Source organism: Microbacterium sp. MYb54 (genome assembly GCF_002979515.1).
Taxonomy (GTDB): Bacteria; Actinomycetota; Actinomycetes; order Actinomycetales; family Microbacteriaceae; genus Microbacterium.
On sequence record NZ_PCPA01000001.1, the window covers coordinates 407,354 to 423,579 of the forward strand.

General features: G+C 67.8%; 15 protein-coding genes. All 15 read right to left on the reverse strand.

Annotated elements, in window-relative coordinates; all coding sequences use genetic code 11:
• Positions 1–37: 37 nt before the first annotated feature.
• The 15 genes from CQ040_RS01980 to fmt all read right to left on the reverse strand — a co-directional run bounded on the left by CQ040_RS01980 (position 38) and on the right by fmt (position 16,220).
• Entirely contained in the window at positions 38–1,504 is a 1,467-nt protein-coding gene (locus tag CQ040_RS01980; RefSeq protein WP_105525360.1) for a glutamate synthase subunit beta, read from the reverse strand.
• Complete coding sequence (gene gltB, locus CQ040_RS01985; protein WP_105525359.1) at positions 1,497–6,020, reverse strand: glutamate synthase large subunit; 4,524 nt, start codon at positions 6,018–6,020, stop codon at positions 1,497–1,499. Before gltB ends, CQ040_RS01980 begins: the two co-directional genes overlap by 8 nt.
• A gap of 143 nt (positions 6,021–6,163) precedes the next feature.
• Entirely contained in the window at positions 6,164–7,189 is a 1,026-nt protein-coding gene (lgt, locus tag CQ040_RS01990; protein WP_105525358.1) for a prolipoprotein diacylglyceryl transferase, read from the reverse strand.
• A gap of 10 nt (positions 7,190–7,199) precedes the next feature.
• On the reverse strand, positions 7,200–8,003 hold the full coding sequence (trpA, locus tag CQ040_RS01995) for a tryptophan synthase subunit alpha (protein WP_105525357.1): 804 nt from the start codon (positions 8,001–8,003) through the stop codon (positions 7,200–7,202).
• Positions 8,000–9,208 carry a tryptophan synthase subunit beta gene (gene trpB, locus CQ040_RS02000; protein ID WP_105525356.1) on the reverse strand — a complete coding sequence of 403 codons (1,209 nt, stop codon included), beginning with the start codon at positions 9,206–9,208 and terminating at the stop codon, positions 8,000–8,002. The genes trpA and trpB overlap by 4 nt, the downstream gene beginning before the upstream one ends.
• Positions 9,208–9,978 carry an indole-3-glycerol phosphate synthase TrpC gene (gene trpC / locus CQ040_RS02005; protein ID WP_181156695.1) on the reverse strand — a complete coding sequence of 257 codons (771 nt, stop codon included), beginning with the start codon at positions 9,976–9,978 and terminating at the stop codon, positions 9,208–9,210. The genes trpB and trpC overlap by 1 nt, the downstream gene beginning before the upstream one ends.
• A gap of 2 nt (positions 9,979–9,980) precedes the next feature.
• A complete protein-coding gene (locus CQ040_RS02010) occupies positions 9,981–10,211 on the reverse strand; it encodes an HGxxPAAW family protein (protein ID WP_028501848.1) in 231 nt (76 codons plus the stop codon).
• A gap of 47 nt (positions 10,212–10,258) precedes the next feature.
• A complete protein-coding gene (locus CQ040_RS02015; protein WP_105525354.1) occupies positions 10,259–10,846 on the reverse strand; it encodes a Trp biosynthesis-associated membrane protein in 588 nt (195 codons plus the stop codon).
• Positions 10,843–11,223, reverse strand: a complete 381-nt coding sequence (gene hisI, locus CQ040_RS02020; RefSeq protein ID WP_105525353.1) for a phosphoribosyl-AMP cyclohydrolase — start codon at positions 11,221–11,223, stop codon at positions 10,843–10,845. Before hisI ends, CQ040_RS02015 begins: the two co-directional genes overlap by 4 nt.
• Positions 11,220–11,981 carry an imidazole glycerol phosphate synthase subunit HisF gene (gene hisF, locus CQ040_RS02025; RefSeq protein WP_105525352.1) on the reverse strand — a complete coding sequence of 254 codons (762 nt, stop codon included), beginning with the start codon at positions 11,979–11,981 and terminating at the stop codon, positions 11,220–11,222. The genes hisI and hisF overlap by 4 nt, the downstream gene beginning before the upstream one ends.
• On the reverse strand, positions 11,981–12,823 hold the full coding sequence (hisG, locus tag CQ040_RS02030; RefSeq protein ID WP_105525351.1) for an ATP phosphoribosyltransferase: 843 nt from the start codon (positions 12,821–12,823) through the stop codon (positions 11,981–11,983). Before hisG ends, hisF begins: the two co-directional genes overlap by 1 nt.
• Positions 12,824–12,861: 38 nt before the next feature.
• Positions 12,862–13,125 carry a phosphoribosyl-ATP diphosphatase gene (locus CQ040_RS02035; protein WP_017202142.1) on the reverse strand — a complete coding sequence of 88 codons (264 nt, stop codon included), beginning with the start codon at positions 13,123–13,125 and terminating at the stop codon, positions 12,862–12,864.
• Positions 13,122–13,802 carry a ribulose-phosphate 3-epimerase gene (gene rpe / locus CQ040_RS02040; protein ID WP_105525350.1) on the reverse strand — a complete coding sequence of 227 codons (681 nt, stop codon included), beginning with the start codon at positions 13,800–13,802 and terminating at the stop codon, positions 13,122–13,124. Before rpe ends, CQ040_RS02035 begins: the two co-directional genes overlap by 4 nt.
• A gap of 4 nt (positions 13,803–13,806) precedes the next feature.
• Positions 13,807–15,303 carry an RsmB/NOP family class I SAM-dependent RNA methyltransferase gene (locus CQ040_RS02045; protein ID WP_258131190.1) on the reverse strand — a complete coding sequence of 499 codons (1,497 nt, stop codon included), beginning with the start codon at positions 15,301–15,303 and terminating at the stop codon, positions 13,807–13,809.
• A complete protein-coding gene (gene fmt / locus CQ040_RS02050) occupies positions 15,300–16,220 on the reverse strand; it encodes a methionyl-tRNA formyltransferase (protein WP_105525348.1) in 921 nt (306 codons plus the stop codon). The genes CQ040_RS02045 and fmt overlap by 4 nt, the downstream gene beginning before the upstream one ends.
• Between the last annotated feature and the right edge of the window lie 6 nt (positions 16,221–16,226).

Below are 16,226 nucleotides of genomic sequence, written 5' to 3' on the forward strand. Positions count from 1 at the left end.
GGGGGAAGGTAAATCAGGCGACGGTGCCGGCCTCAGCCTACGCGGGCTGGAGACCGATCGCGACATCGCTTGGGCGCACAGGCTCGGGAAGCACAGTCGTGCCCATCAGGAACCGGTCGACGTTCGCGGCTGCCGCGCGCCCCTCGGCGATGGCCCACACGATGAGGGACTGCCCACGGCCGGCGTCACCGGCGACGAACACTCCGGGAACCGTCGACTCGTAGGTGGAGTCCCGACGGAAGGCACCACGGTCGGTCACCTGCGGAAGCGTGTCCTCGGTGTAGCCGTCCTGGTCGGGACCGGTGAAGCCCATGGCGATGAGGATCAGGTCGGCGGGGATCTCGCGCTCCGTGCCGCTCTTGGGCACGCGTCGCCCGTCGACGTACTCGGTCTCGGCCACGCGAAGCGCACGCACCTCGCCGACCTCGTTGCCGAGGAACTCGACGGTGGATGCGAGGAAGACCCGCTCGCCACCCTCCTCGTGCGCGGAAGACACCTCGAAGAGAGTGGGCATCATCGGCCACGGCTGGTGGTCCGGACGCGCGTCGCCCGGCTGCGTGCCGATCGCGAGGTTGGTGACGCTGAGCGCGCCCTGACGATGAGCGGTGCCGATGCAGTCGGCGCCGGTGTCACCGCCACCGATCACGATGACGTGCTTGCCCTCGGCGCTGATCTGGTCGGACACCTTGTCACCCGCCACGGCGTGGTTGGACTCGACCAGGTACTCCATGGCGAAGTGCACGCCGTCGAGGTCGCGTCCGGGGATCGCGAGGTCGCGCGGAACCGTGGATCCGGTCGCGATGACGACGGCGTCGTAGCGCGCACGCAGATCGGGCCAGGAGATGTCCTTGCCGATCTCGACGCCCGCGCGGAAGCGGGTGCCCTCCTCCTGCATCTGGCGAAGGCGCGACTCGAGCTGCGTCTTCTCCATCTTGAAGTCGGGGATGCCGTAGCGGAGCAGCCCGCCGATGCGGTCGTCGCGCTCGAAGACCGCGACCGTGTGCCCTGCACGGGTGAGCTGCTGGGCGGCGGCGAGACCCGCGGGTCCCGATCCGACGACCGCGACCGTCTTGCCGGTCAGGCGCTCCGGCGGCTCCGCCTCGACCCAGCCCTTGGCGAAGGCCTCGTCGATGATCGAGACCTCGATCTGCTTGATCGTGACGGCTGGCTGGTTGATGCCGAGCACGCACGAGCTCTCGCACGGCGCGGGGCAGAGTCGCCCCGTGAACTCCGGGAAGTTGTTCGTGGCGTGCAGCCGCTCGATCGCCTCGCGGCCCTCGCCGCGCCAGGTGAGGTCGTTCCACTCCGGGATCAGGTTGCCCAGCGGGCAGCCCTGATGGCAGAACGGCACACCACAGTCCATGCAGCGTCCGGCCTGACGGCGCAGAACCTGCTTGTCACCGGGCTCGTAGACCTCTTTCCAGTCCATGATGCGCACCGGCACCGGACGTCGTGCGGGAAGTTCCCGCTCGGTCACCTTCAGAAAGCCTTTGGGATCAGCCACCGGTCACCTCCAGGATGCGGTTCCACACGATGTCGCCGTCGGGGTCGATCCCCTCGGCCAATGCTTCCTCGCGCATGCTCCGCACGGCAGCGAAGTCTCGAGGCAGCACCTTCACGAACTCTGCGGCGGTCTCGTCGAAGTTCTCGAGCAGCCTCGCCGCCAGCGGTGAGGCCGTGCGCTCGACGTGCGAGACGAGAATGCTGCGCAGCACCTCGAGATCGGCTCGATCGAGCGGCTCGAGCAGCAGTTCACCGCTGCCGAGGGACTGCGCGTTCACCTTGCTCGTGTCGAGCGCATGAACATACGCCACTCCGCCCGACATGCCGGCACCGAAGTTGCGGCCGGTGGAACCGAGGATCACGGCCAGACCGCCGGTCATGTACTCCAGTGCGTGGTCGCCCACGCCCTCGACGACCGCGGTCGCGCCGGAGTTACGGACGAGGAACCGCTCGCCGACGACTCCGGAGATGAACATCGTGCCCGAGGTCGCGCCGTAGCCGATCACGTTGCCGGCGATCACGTTCTCATGCGGGGCGATCTTGGAACCTCGCGGCGGACGGATCGTGATGTCGCCGCCCGACAGTCCCTTGCCGACGTAGTCGTTCGCGTCGCCCTCCAGGCGGAGCACGATCCCCGGCGGCAGGAAGGCGCCGAGCGACTGACCGGCAGTACCGTGCAGCGTGACGTCGATCGTCCCCTGCGGCAGGCCTGCGGCACCGTGTCGAGATGTCACCTGGTGCCCCAGCATCGTTCCGACCGCACGCTCGGTATTGGCGATGGGCAGTTCCACGACGACCGGTTCGCCGTTCAGCAGCGCGCCCTTCGCGATGTCGATCAGCTGCACGTCGAAGTGCTTCTCGAGTTCATGGTCCTGCGCCCGACCACTGCGACGCGGCTCCCCGGCGGGGAAGACCGGACCTTCGAGCACAGGGGTGAGATCGAGTCCTTCGGCCTTCCAGTGATCGACGGCCGCGTTCACCTCGATGAGGTCGGCGCGACCGACGATCTCGTCGAGAGATCGGTACCCGAGTTCGGAGAGGAGCTCGCGCACCTCCTCGGCGATGAACTCCATGAAGTTCACGACGAACTCCGGCTTGCCCGTGAATCGCTCACGAAGCACCGGGTTCTGGGTCGCGACACCCACCGGGCAGGTGTCGAGGTGGCACACGCGCATCATGATGCAGCCGCTCACCACGAGTGGAGCCGTAGCGAAGCCGAACTCCTCCGCGCCCAGCAGAGCGCCGATGATCACGTCACGGCCGGTCTTGAGCTGCCCGTCCACCTGCACGACCACGCGGTCGCGCATGCCGTTGAGCATGAGCGTCTGCTGCGTCTCGGCAAGGCCGAGCTCCCACGGGGTACCCGCGTGCTTGAGCGAGTTCAACGGGCTCGCGCCCGTTCCGCCGTCGTGGCCGGAGACCAGGATGACGTCGCTCAGAGCCTTGGCGACACCGGCCGAAACCGCGCCGATGCCCGACTGGCTCACCAACTTGGTGTGGATGCGCGCCTCGGGGTTCGCCCGCTTCAGGTCGAAGATGAGCTGCTTGAGGTCTTCGATCGAGTAGATGTCGTGGTGCGGGGGCGGGGAGATGAGCCCGACGCCGGCTGTCGCATGACGGGTGCGGGCCACCCACGGATACACCTTGGTCGGAGGCAGCTGACCGCCCTCGCCGGGCTTGGCGCCCTGAGCGAGCTTGATCTGGATGTCCTCCGCCTCGGTGAGGTAGAGACTCGTCACCCCGAAACGGCCGGAGGCGACCTGCTTGATGGCGCTCCGGCGCTCGGGGTCGACGAGACGATCGGGGTCTTCGCCGCCTTCACCGGTGTTCGATTTGGCGCCGATGCTGTTCATCGCCACCGCGAGCGTCTCATGCGCCTCGCGCGAGATGGAGCCGTAGCTCATCGCCCCGGTGGAGAACCTCTTGACGATCGCGGACACCGGTTCGACCTCGTCCAGCGGAACGGGCTTGCGGGTTCCGGTACGCAGCGTGAAAAGTCCACGCAGCGTCTTGAGCTCTGCAGCCTGGTCGTCGACGAGCTTCGTGTACTCCCGGAAGATGTCGTAGCGCCGCGTGCGGGTGGAGTGCTGCAGCTTGAACACCGTCTCCGGGTTGAACAGGTGCGGAGATCCGTCGCGACGCCACTGGTACTCACCCCCGGTCCACAGGCGTTCGTGCGCCCTGGCCGCGGCATCCTCGGGGTAGGCGTAGTCGTGGCGCGCCTGGTTCTCGGCGAAGATCTCCTCGATGCCGATGCCGCCGAGCTTGGACTCGGTGCGCGTGAAGTATGCGTCGATGAACTCCTGGCTGAGACCGACCGCCTCGAACACCTGGGCACCCGCGTACGACGACACCGTGGAGATGCCCATCTTCGACATGATCTTGAGCACGCCCTTGCCGAGCGCGTAGATCAGGTTCTTGACGGCCTTCTCCGGCGTGATGCCGGTGATGTAGCCGGTGCGCACGAGGTGCTCGACCGACTCCATCGCGAGGTACGGGTTGACGGCGGAGGCGCCGTAGCCGATCAGCGTTGCGACGTGGTGGACCTCGCGCACATCGCCCGCTTCGACGATGAGACCGACCTTCATCCGGTTCTCACGCCGGATGAGGTGGTGGTGGATGGCCGAGACCATGAGCAGAGACGGGATCGGCGTCAGGTCCTTGTTCGAGTCGCGGTCGGACAGGATGATGAACTCGGTGCCGTTCGCGATGGCCTCATCGACCTCGGCGCACATCTCGGCGAGACGGTCCTGCAGCGTCTCGGCGCCCGCATCGAAGTGATACAGACCGCGAATGGTCGCGCTCGATCGGCCAGGCATCGCCTTGTCGATGTGGCGGATCTTCGCGAGCTCGTCGTTGTCGATCACCGGGAAGTCCAGCGAGACGGTGCGGGTGTGCTCGGGACCCCACGAGAGCAGGTTGCTCTCCGGCCCGAGGCCCAGCTTGAGGCTCGTCACGACCTCTTCACGGATCGAGTCCAGCGGCGGGTTCGTGACCTGCGCGAACTGCTGCGTGAAGTAGTCGAACAACAGGCGCGGGCGCTTGCTGAGCACGGCGATCGGCGTGTCGGATCCCATCGCACCGAGCGGTTCGACACCCGTCTGGCCCATCGGGGTGAGGAGGATCCGGACCTCTTCCTCGGTGTAGCCGAAGGTGCGCTGACGGCGGGTGATCGACGCCGGTGGATGCACGATGTGCTCGCGCTCCGGCAACTCGGCGAGCCGCACGGCACCGGCATCCAGCCACTCCTGCCACGGATGCATCGTGGCCAGGTCGTGCTTGAGCTCGCTGTCTTCGACGATGCGACGCTCAGAGGTGTCGACCAGGAACATCTTGCCGGGCTGCAGACGACCGCGACGCTTGATGCGCTCCGGCTCGAACTGCAGCACGCCGGTCTCGGACCCGATCACGACCAGGCCGTCGGTCGTCTCGGTCCAGCGACCAGGGCGCAGCCCGTTGCGGTCGAGCGTTGCGCCCACGAGCGTGCCGTCGGTGAAGATGAGGGCTGCCGGGCCGTCCCACGGCTCCATCTGGTTGGAGTGGTACTCGTAGAACGAGCGCAGCTCCGGAGTGATGTCGGCCTGCTTCTCGTACGCCTCCGGAACCATCATCATGATGGCGTGGGGAAGGCTGCGACCGGTCAGGGTCAGCAGTTCGAGAACCTCGTCGAACGAGGCGGAGTCACTGGCGCCGTCGGTGCAGATCGGGAGCAGCGGTGCGACGTCGCCGAGCAGCTCGGACTCGAGCTGTGACTGCCGCGCGCGCATCCAGTTGCGGTTTCCACCGACCGTGTTGATCTCGCCGTTGTGCGCGAGCATGCGCAGCGGCTGCGCGAGCGGCCACGACGGGAAGGTGTTGGTCGAGTAGCGGGAGTGCACCACCGCGAGTTCGGAGGCGAAGCGCTCATCCTGCAGGTCGGGGTAGAACGGCTCGAGCTGCAGGGTCGTGACCATGCCCTTGTACCCGAGCGTGCGGGCGGAGAGCGATACGAAGTAGGCCCCGAGCTCGTGGCCGGCACGCTTGCGCAGACGGTACGCGATGCGGTCGAGCGCGATGCCGGTGAGCGGTGCATCGGTGTGGGTGGCCCCACCGGCGCTCACGAAGAGCTGCTCGAAGGCAGGACGGGCCTCATCGGCGAGCTTGCCGAGGTTCTCGTTGGCGGTGGGGACGTCTCGCCAGCCGAGGACGCGGAGTCCCTCGGAGCGGGCGATCTTCTCGATCCCCGCCTTCTGCTGACGACGCTCACTCGAATCGCGGGGCAGGAAGGCGAGCCCTGCGGCGTACTCCCCCACCGGCGGCAGTTCGAAGCCGACCACGGCGCGGAGGAATGCATCGGGCATCTGCGTCAGGATGCCGGCGCCGTCTCCGGTGCCCGCATCCGAGCCGATGGCTCCGCGGTGCTCCAGATTGCGCAGGGCCTCGAGGGCCAACGCGATGATGTCGTGCCCGGCTTCGCCGCGCAGTGTCGCGACCATGGCGAGGCCGCAGGCGTCTTTCTCAAACGCCGGGTTGTACATGCCCTGCTTCGGGGGGTATGCGCCGGAGGCGCCGTAAGGGGGCTGGAAGTACACCAGTTACCGTCCTCAGATCTTCGAGTGAAACCCGGGGACGACGTCGGCCCGCTCGTTCAGTGCAATGGTTCTCCCGCTACGAGGCGGCGTTATCGAGAGCCGTCCTCGCTCGTGGGAGCAGTGCTTGTGGCGGTGGCTCCTGCGGTGACTTCTTCGGTCGGAGGCTCGCTCACGTCTACGAAGTCAGATGGATTGTTCTGCGATTGTACATCAGCGTCTGCATCGGTCCGCTCGCGACCCGGCTGGTACGGGGAGGGCTCGAGACCGGGGTGACGTCGCGTCTGCACGATGAGGATCGCGAGGCCGACGAGGACGCCGATGATCGCCGCGAGGACGTTGCTGCGCAGACCCAGGATGATCTCGCTCGGATCGATGCGGATCGACTCCCAGAGGATGCGGCCCGCGCTGTACCAGATGAGGTAGATCGCGAACGGGCGACCCCACTGGAAGAACAGCTTGCGACCGAGCCAGAGCAGGACCAACACCCCGAGTCCGTTCCAGATCACCTCGTAGAGGAAGGTCGGGTGGAACAGCGTGCCCTCGGGCAGGCCAGGGGGGAAAGCGGAGTTGTCGGAGGGGATCTCAAGACCCCAGGGCAGATCGGTGGGGAGTCCGAAGAGCTCGTTGTTGAACCAGTTGCCGAAGCGACCCATCGCCTGGGCCAGCAGTAGACCCGGAGCCAACGCGTCGGCGAAGGTCCAGAACCGGATCCCCGTCCAACGGCAGCCGAGATAGGCGCCGATCGCTCCACCGATGAGCGCACCGAAGATGGCGATGCCACCCTCCCAGATCGCCCATACGGAGCCGGGTTGGAAGGGATTCCAGGTGTTGATCCCCTCGCCGAAGTAGTCGTTCGGGTGCGTGAGCACGTGGAAGATACGCGCACCGATGATGGCCAGCGGCACGGCCAGGATCGAGATGTCGATCACGACCCACGGCTCCGCACCCCGCTTGGTGAGGCGGTGGTTCGTCAGGAACGTCGCGGCGATGATGCCGGCGATGATGCACAGCGCGTAGAAGTGGATCCGGATGGGCCCGAGGTCGAAGTAGGAGACCGTGGGGCTCGGAATGCTGGCGAGCACGTTGGTGAAGGTGCTGTGGAGCGCGAGTGACATGAGTGCGATTCTAGTTCTCGGTATCGGGGCGTGCCGACGACGTGCCGGATGCCAGGTTGCGGGTGACTTCTGCGAGAGCGGGGACGCCGCCGTCGCGGAGGGCGCGGACGAGGGCTGTGCCGACGATCGCGCCGTCGGCGTATTCCGACACTCCCGCGATCTGCTCGGCGGTCGAGATGCCGATGCCGACGCAGGCGCGGTGAGCACCGTGCGCGCGCAGACGTCCGACGAGGGTGCGTGCTGCGCGGTCGAGCTCGGCGCGCTCCCCCGTGATACCCATCGTCGAGACGGTGTAGACGAAACCGGTCGATGACTTGACGACCAGGTCCAGACGCTCGTCGGAGGATGTCGGAGCCGCGAGGAAGACCCGGTCGAGGCCCGTCCGCTCGCTGGCGGCGATCCACTCCCCTGCAGAATCGGGCGTGATGTCGGGGGTGATCAGGCCGGCGCCGCCCGCGGCGAGCAGGTCGTCCGCATAGCGATCGATGCCGTACTGCATCACCGGGTTCCAGTACGTCATCACCAGGACCGGCACGTCGGTCGCGGCCGTGATCGCACGGATCGCCGTGAAGAGGTCGGCCATCCGGAAGCCTGCGGCCAGAGCCTTGGTGGTCGCCTCCTGGATGATCGCGCCGTCCATCACGGGGTCGCTGTACGGCGGGCCCAACTCGATGATGTCGACGCCGTTCTCGGCGAGGGCGATGGCCGCCTGAATGCTCGTCTCGAGGTCGGGGAAGCCCACCGGCAGGTAGCCGACGAACGCGCTGCGGCCGGCATCCTGGGCGCGCTGGATCGCCTGCTCGACACGGCTCACTGCGCTGCTCCCTCGTCGTAGAGCTCGAAGTAGCGAGCGGCGGTGTCCATGTCCTTGTCGCCACGGCCGGAGAGGCACACCGCGATCAGTCCGTCGGGCCCGAGGTCGCGGCCGATGCGCATCGCGCCCGCGAGGGCATGCGCCGACTCGATCGCCGGGATGATGCCTTCGGTACGGCTCAACAGACGCAGCGCCTGCATCGCCTCGTCGTCGGTGGCGGGGATGTACTCGGCCCGACCGATGTCGGCGAGCCAGGAGTGCTCAGGACCGACCCCCGGGTAGTCGAGTCCGGCGGAGATCGAGTGCGACTCGATCGTCTGACCGTCTTCGTTCTGGAGCACATACGTCTTCGCGCCGTGCAGCACACCGGGGCGCCCGCGCTCGATCGAGGCCGCGTGCTTGTCGGTGTCGACGCCGTCGCCCGCCGCTTCCACGCCGTAGAGCTTCACGCCCTCGTCGTCGAGGAACGCGTCGAACATGCCGATGGCGTTGGAGCCGCCGCCCACGCAGGCGACGACCGCGTCGGGAAGCCGGCCGACCTCGTCGAGCAGCTGCGCGCGCGCCTCTTCGCCGATGATCTTCTGGAAGTCGCGGACCATCGCCGGGAACGGGTGCGGCCCGGCGGCGGTGCCGAAGATGTAGTTGGTGGTCTCCACCGACGCCACCCAGTCGCGGTAGGCATCGTTGATCGCGTCCTTGAGCGTGCGCGAGCCGGACTTCACCGGAACGACTTCCGCTCCCAGCAGACGCATGCGCGCGACGTTGAGAGCCTGGCGCTCGGTGTCGACCTCGCCCATGTAGATCGTGCACTCGAGTCCGAACAGCGCCGCCACCGTCGCAGTAGCCACGCCATGCTGGCCGGCACCGGTCTCGGCGATCACGCGAGTCTTGCCGAGGCGCTTGGTGAGCAGCGCCTGACCGAGCACGTTGTTGATCTTGTGAGACCCGGTGTGGTTCAGATCTTCGCGCTTGAGGAAGACGCGCGCGCCACCGGCATGCTCTGCGAACCGCGGTACCTCGGTGATCGCGGAGGGGCGTCCGGCGTAGGAGCTGAGCAGGTGCGCGAGCTCGGCGCGGAACTCAGGATCCACGATCGCCGCTTCGTAGGCGACCGTCAGCTCGTCGATCGCGGCGATGAGCGACTCGGGCATGTAGCGCCCGCCGAACTCTCCGAAGAAGGGGCCGTGCTGGTCGCGCAGGCTCATCATGCCTCCAGGAAACTCTTGAGGGTGGCGACGGGGTCGCCGGTAACGAGCGCCTCGCCGATCAGGACGACGTCAGCACCCGCAGAGCGGTAGTGCACCACGTCAGCAGGAGTGAGCACCGCGGATTCCGCGATCTTCACCGCGGAGTCCGGAATGCGCTCGACCAGGCGCCCGAACAGGTCGCGGTCGAGTTCCAGGGTCTTCAGATCCCGCGCATTCACACCGATGAGAGGGGCCCCGAGATCGATCGCGACTTCGAGCTCGTCGGCCGAGTGGGTTTCGACCAGGGGCGTCATGCCCAGTTCGCCGATGAAGGCGAAGAGGTCACGAAGCACCTCGACGTCGAGTCCTGCGACGATCAGCAGCACCAGATCGGCGCCCGCCGCACGGGCTTCGAGCACCTGATAGCGAGTGGCGATGAAATCCTTGCGCAGCACCGGGAGCGAGACCCTTGCGGTGACCGCTTCGAGGTCGGCGAGACTGCCGCCGAAACGGCGCTCCTCTGTCAGCACGCTGATCGCCGAAGCTCCACCCGTCTCATAGAGCGAGGCCTGGAGAGCGGGATCAGGGATCTCCGCAAGCGCTCCGCGCGAGGGACTAGCCCTCTTGACCTCGGCGATGATCTTCACCCGGTCGGCGGGCGCAAGGAACGACAGGGCATCCTTGGCAGCCGGACGTGCGAGCGCTTCCCGCTCGAGGACGGCGAGCGGACGCGACAGAGCGCGACGCTCAGCGTCTGCGACAGCGCCGGCCGTCAGGTCGGCGAGCACCATTAGTGCGCCTTCGGAGCGTACTTCGGACCCTTCACGCCGTAGCCGGCCTTCGAGAGCACCCACCCGACGATCGCGCCGATCGGGACGAGCGCGACCGAGATCACGACGAGGGTCGGCTGCTCGAAGCAGAATGCGACGGTGCCGGCGGTGACGCCGACCAGCATGATGACGACGGCGGTCCAGGCTGCAGGCGAGTGTCCGTGGCCGGGGTCGGCGATCGGGTTGGTCATGTTCTCCTCCGGGGGACGACGTGCAGTTCGTGACAAGTCTATCGGGGTCAACGCGTCGGATCGGTCCCGCGGGACAGCTCGTCCCAGGAATCGACAGCGTCGACGGGACCGTCGTGGGCGACATCGACGTGATCGGTGCGATACCGTCGCCCGCCGGCCTTCCAGCCGCGCCACGTCGTCAAGACGACGATCGAGGCGACGAGCAGGATCGCCCAGCCGACCAGAGCGATGTACGGCCAGGCGGACGGGACGATGCTCACCACGACCTCGTGGACCGCATCACCACCGGCGAGACCCGTGACATCGGTCACGGTGGCAGCCACAGCCCCGAAGGGTTCGCTGAGGAGCAGCTGGAGCGTCGACCAGCCGAGGAACAGCGCAGTCGCTGCCGCGAGCACTCCGAACACGAGGCGCACCACCTTGCCGGCGATCGACAGTGCGGCACCGAGGGCCAGGACAGCCAGGCTGAGCGGAGCCAGCAGCACGAGTGCGGATGCGCCGGGGACCAGGATCGCCTCGCCCGCATCCGCACGCTCCACCGTCAACCAGGTCTGGGTCGATGAGATGATGCCGATCGCGCCGGCCAGAAGGAAGCCGGAGACGGAGAGTGAGCGACCGCGTTGCGCGAAGGTCATGACTGATCCGTTCCTGCGAACGCGTCGAGATCGTTCGTGTCGAAGCAGGTGCGCGTACCTGTGTGGCAGGCAGGGCCCGTCTGCGCCACGAGAAGGAGGATCGCATCCCCGTCGCAGTCCAGACGTGCCTCGTGCACGACCTGGATGTGCCCGGACGTGTCACCCTTGCGCCAGTACTCCTGGCGGGAGCGCGACCAGTAGGTGGCCCGCCCCGAAGTCAGTGTGCGTCGGAGCGCCTCGGCATCCACCCAGGCGAGCATGAGCACCTCGTGCGTGTCCCATTGCTGCACGATCACGGGGGCCAAACCATCGGCGTTGAAGGCGACCTGGGCGATGCGCTCTTCGACAGAAGTCGTCTGCCCGTCTGCGTCGGTCATCGTACGAGCACTCCCTCCGCGCGAAGCGCGTCTTTGACATCGCCCACGGTGAGCGCGCCGGTGTGGAAGACGCTGGCCGCAAGAACCGCGTCCGCCCCTGCCTTGATGGCGGGAGCGAAGTCGGATGCTCGACCCGCGCCGCCCGAGGCGATGACGGGCACGGAGGCCGCCTCGCGCATCAGCCGTACGAGCTCCAGGTCGAATCCGTCACGCGTGCCATCCGCGTCGATCGAGTTCACGAGCAGCTCGCCGGCACCTCGCTCGGTGGCTTCGCGTGCCCAGTCGAGTGCGTCGAGCGTGGTCTGCGTGCGGCCGCCGTGCGTGGTCACCACGAAACCGGAATGCGTCGTCGCAGCGCGCTTCACGTCGAGCGACAGCACGAGCACCTGTGCGCCGAACCGGTCGGCGATCTCCCCGATGAGCTCAGGACGCGCGATCGCGGCGGAGTTCACCCCGACCTTGTCGGCCCCCACCGCCAGGAGTCGGGCGACGTCATCGACGCTGCGCACTCCCCCGCCGACGGTCAGTGGCACGAACACCTGCTCGGCCGTGCGCTGCACCACGTCATACGTCGTCGCTCGCGCATCCACCGTCGCGGTCACATCGAGGAAGGTGATCTCATCCGCTCCCTGCGCGGCATAGTGCCTGGCGAGCTCGACCGGGTCGCCCATGTCTCGCAGGTTCTCGAAGTTCACGCCCTTGACCACACGGCCATCGGCCACGTCAAGACAAGGGATGACACGACTGGCGAGCGTCATCAGAGCCTCGCGTTGTGGATGGCGGTGACCAGGATCGCCCTTGCGCCCAGCCCGTAGAGGGCGTCCATCACCGGGTTGACGCGCGTGCGCGCCACCATCACCCGCACTGCGACCCACTCGGGATCCCGCAGCGGTGAGACGGTCGGCGACTCGACGCCACCGGCGATCTTCACCGCGTCATCGAGAAGCGCTACCGGAAGGTCGTAGTCGATCATCACGAAGCGCCGCGCGACCATGACGCCACGGAGGCGGCGCAGGAGCGTGTCGGCACCTTCGGCGTCGACCGGCCCGGCGATGAGCACGGCTTCGGATTCCAGGATGACCGGTCCGAACACCTCCAGCCCCGCCTGACGCAGGGTGGTTCCGGTCTCGACCACATCCGCGACCGCATCGGCCACACCGAGGCGGACAGCGGACTCCACGGCCCCATCGAGCGGCACGAGGTCGACCGCGATGTCGCGCTCGTCGAGGAACGCATCCACCAAGCCGGGATACGAGGTCGCGATGCGCAGACCATCGAGCTCGGACACATCGGTGTAACGGCCCGTCGGCGCAGCGAACCGGAATGTGGAGCCGGCGAAGCCGAGAGCTTCGATCTCACGCGCACCCGGCATCCTGGCGTCGATGAGCAGGTCACGACCGGTGATTCCCACATCGATGGCGCCGGAACCCACGTAGGTCGCGATGTCCTTGGGGCGGAGGAAGAAGAACTCGACGTCGTTCTCGGCGTCGATGACGTGGAGGGTCTTGGGGTCACGTCGACCGGCATAACCGGCTTCGGCGAGCATGTCGGCGGCGGTCTCGGAGAGCGAGCCCTTGTTGGGAACAGCGATGCGCAGCATGGATGGCTTTCAGTTCGAGGGGATCGGAACGGAGCGCATCACAGATGTCGGTAGACGTCCTGCAGGCTGAGACCCTTCGCGAGCATCATCACCTGGACGTGATAGAGCAGCTGGGAGATCTCTTCGGCTGCGGCTTCGTCGGACTCGTACTCCGACGCCATCCACACCTCGGCGGCCTCTTCGACGATCTTCTTGCCGATCGTGTGCACGCCGCCGTCGAGCTCGGCGACGGTCCCGGATCCCTCTGGGCGGGTCTCGGCCTTGACGCTGAGCTCGGCGAACAGCTCGTCGAAAGTCTTCACGGTTCCAGGCTAGCGGCTCGGGCGAGGTCTCTCAGCCGGGTGACGGCTGCCTCGACGTCATCGGCGCCGTACACGGCGGATCCCGCGACGAACGTGTCGGCCCCGGCAGCGGCTGCGATCTCGATCGTACGGTCGGAGATGCCACCGTCGACCTGGAGCCAGACCTGCGATCCGCGCCGTCGGGCCTCGTCGGCGAGGGCGCGAAGCTTCGGCATCGTCTCGGGCATGAATCCCTGACCTCCGAAGCCCGGTTCCACGGTCATCACGAGGATCTGGTCGAACTCGTCGAGCACGTCGTAGAGCGAGTCGACGGGGGTGGCCGGCTTCACGGCGACACCGGCGCGCGTGCCGATGTCGCGCAGGCGACGGGCGAGCGCGACAGGATCCGCAGCGGCCTCGAGGTGGAATGTGACGCTCGCCGCGCCGATCTCCGCATACTCGGGAGCCCATCGCTCCGGGTCGGTGATCATCAGATGGACATCGAGCGGGATCGGACTGGTCGCCTGGATCCGCTCGACCATCTGGGTGCCGAACGTGAGATTCGGCACGAAGTGGTTGTCCATCACGTCGACGTGTGCGAAGTCCGCGGTGGCGATCCGGGCGAGATCGGCCTGCATGTTCACGAAGTCGGCGGCCAGAATGCTCGGGTTGATGCGCGGGGCGCGAGGCAGTTCCACGGTCTTACCCTTCCTTCCCTGAGGTGTTCACCGTTGCGGAGCGCTGCAGCAGCGCGAGGAACATCGCGTCGGTACCGTGGCGGTGCGGCCAGAGCTGGGCACTACCCGAGCCCGCGCGCCCCTCCTCGGCGAGGTCGATCGGGGACGATGCGACGTCGGCGATCACCGCCCGAGCGTCGAGCTCTACGACGTCGGCGCGCTCGCGCAGCACCTCTCTCACCACTCCGGTCGTCTCGGCGAGATGCGGGGAGCACGTGACGTAGGCGACGATCCCGCCGGGTGCGAGGGCATCCAGCGCCGCGGAGAGCAGCTCCACCTGCAGCGGAACCAGCTCGGCGACGTCGGCCGGCGTCTTGCGCCAGCGCGCCTCCGGACGACGACGCAGCGCGCCGAGACCCGTGCACGGGGCATCCACGAGGATGCGGTCGAACTCTCCGATGCGTGCGGCGCCGAGTTCACGGCCGTCCTGCTCGTGCACGACCACTTCGCCGGGGACCGCCCTGAGGGCTTTGCGCACCAGGCGCGCACGCACGGGGACGACCTCGTTCGCCTCGAGCGTGACGTCTTGTTCGCGGGCGATCGCAGCGAGCAGTGCGGTCTTGCCGCCGGGACCGGCGCAGAGGTCGAGCCACCGCTCCCCCGCGGTGATGGGCATGGCGCCGGCCAGCGCGAGGGCCACCAGCTGGGAGCCCTCGTCCTGCACGCGGATCGTGCCACCGGACGCCTCGACCGACCGGCGCGGGTCGCCCCCAGGGGAGACGAACGCAGTGGGCGCGTAGGGAAGATGGGGCTCACCCGGCTCTGCCAGACCCGGCAGCGCGACGAGAGTCACCTCTGGCGAGGCGTTGTCGGCCTCGAGCAGCGCTTCCAGTTCATCGCCACGCCCCTCGGCGGTCAGTGCACGACGCAGGGCCCTGATCACCCAGACCGGATGCGCGGACCGCAGCGCCAGCTTCTCGTCATCCGACCGCGCCTGCTCTTCGATCCGCTCCTGCCACTGCTCGGCCGAATCCCGCGTGATGCGACGAAGAACCGCGTTCGCGAAGCTCGAGGCCCCACGGCCGGATGCCAGTGCGACGAGGTTCACCGACTCGTTCACCGCCGCATGCGACGCGACGCGCGTGGCGAACAGCTGGTGAACCGCGAGTCGCAGCGCATCGAGCACGGCTGAATCGATGCTGTCGGCCGGGCGATCGGCCGCAGCTGCGATGATCGCGTCATAGGTACCGAGTCGACGCAGTGTGCCGTAGGTGAGCTCGGTCGCGAGTGCGGCATCCTGCGGGTTGAGTCGCGCGTCCGCGATGGCGGAGGGAAGCACCAGGTTCGCGTAGGCGTCCGTCTCTGAGACGGCTCGCAACACGTCGTAGGCCACACGTCTCGCCGGTTGTACCGTCCGTGTAGGCCCACGCTGCTCGGAGCGCCGCCCGTCGCCATCGCCGTGTCGTGGGGCGCGTCGACCGTGCGCCTGCGACGACCGCTTGTTCCGTCCCTCGTCGCTCATGATCCGGCCTGCAGCTCTTCGCCGCCGCGCTGTCCGCGCCACCAGTCGACCGCGTTCATCGCTCCCTTGCCTGCCGGCTGGAGCCGTGAGACGGCCAATGCTCCGGTGGCCGTGCCGATCTGGAGTGCGGTCTTGGTTCCGCGGAAGCGCCCGGGTGCCAGTGGTTCGGCATCCGGGGCGGGCACGGCCTCGAGCACCTTGAGCGGCTGCCCTCCGACGGTCGTGTGCGCGCCGGGCTCGGGAGTGACCCCGCGGAAACGGGCGAACACGGCGTCGAGCGACTGGTTCCAATCGAGCAGTCCGTCGGCGAGCGTGAGCTTCGCGGCGAAGGTCGGCGTTCCCCTCTGGGGCACCGCTTTCGCCGTGCCGTCCGCGATCGCGGACACGACGTCGGCTGTGAGCTCTGCTCCATCCACCGCGAGGGCCTCGAGCGCCTCGCCGGCTGTCGCCGTCGCGACGACGTCGACCTCACGCTTGGCGAAGACGTCGCCGGCATCGAGCTCAGCGACGAGTTGGAAGACGCTGGCGCCGAGCACCTCGTCTCCGGCGATCAGCGCACGCTGGACGGGCGCGGCTCCACGCCAGGCAGGAAGCAGCGAGAAGTGCAGGTTGATCCAGCCAGCCGTCGGCGCAGAGAGCAGAGGCTCGCGCACCAGCCCGCCGTAAGCCACGATCACACCGAGCTCCACCTGCAGGGCCGAGATGTCCGCGGTCGCGGCATCGTCGAGTCGGGCGGTCTTGATGACGGGGAGCCCCAGTTCCACGGCGGCCTGGGCCACGGGAGACGGGGTCAGCACGCGACGACGCCCGAGTGGCGCGTCAGGTCGTGTGACGACCGCAGCGATGTCGTGGGACGCCGCGAGAAGACGGAGTGTGGGCACGGCGGCGGATGGTGTGCCGGCGAAGACGAGGCGCATGAAGGT